General features: G+C 57.2%; 1 rRNA gene. It reads right to left on the reverse strand.

Features of this window, described 5'->3' with window-relative positions:
- A 23S ribosomal RNA gene (locus GQS10_RS22815) occupies nt 1–711 on the reverse strand; the annotation flags it as partial.

Consider the following 711-nt stretch of genomic DNA (forward strand, 5'->3'; position numbering starts at 1 on the left):
CGCTTCCACCTCGAACCTATCAACCTCGTCGCTTACGAGGGGTCTTACATACTGGGAAATCTCATCTTGAGGGGGGCTTCACGCTTAGATGCTTTCAGCGCTTATCCCGTCCGTACTTGGCTACCCAGCGGTGCTCCTGGCGGAACAACTGGTACACCAGCGGTACGTCCATCCCGGTCCTCTCGTACTAAGGACAGCTCCTCTCAAATTTCCTGCGCCCGCGACAGATAGGGACCGAACTGTCTCACGACGTTCTGAACCCAGCTCGCGTACCGCTTTAATGGGCGAACAGCCCAACCCTTGGGACCTACTTCAGCCCCAGGATGCGATGAGCCGACATCGAGGTGCCAAACCTCCCCGTCGATGTGGACTCTTGGGGGAGATAAGCCTGTTATCCCCAGGGTAGCTTTTATCCGTTGAGCGATGGCCCTTCCATTCGGTACCACCGGATCACTAAGCCCGACTTTCGTCCCTGCTCGACCTGTTCGTCTCGCAGTCAAGCTCCCTTCTGCCTTTGCACTCTTCGAATGATTTCCAACCATTCTGAGGGAACCTTGGGGCGCCTCCGTTATCTTTTAGGAGGCGACCGCCCCAGTCAAACTGCCTACCTGACACGGTCCCTTGCCCGGATTCACGGGCACAGGTTAGAACCTAACTACGGTCAGGGTGGTATCCCAACGGCGCCTCCTTCGAAGCTGGCGCTCCGAACTC

The sequence above is a fragment of the Paenibacillus turpanensis genome (assembly GCF_011421635.1).
Lineage (GTDB): Bacteria > Bacillota > Bacilli > Paenibacillales > YIM-B00363 > Paenibacillus_AK > Paenibacillus_AK turpanensis.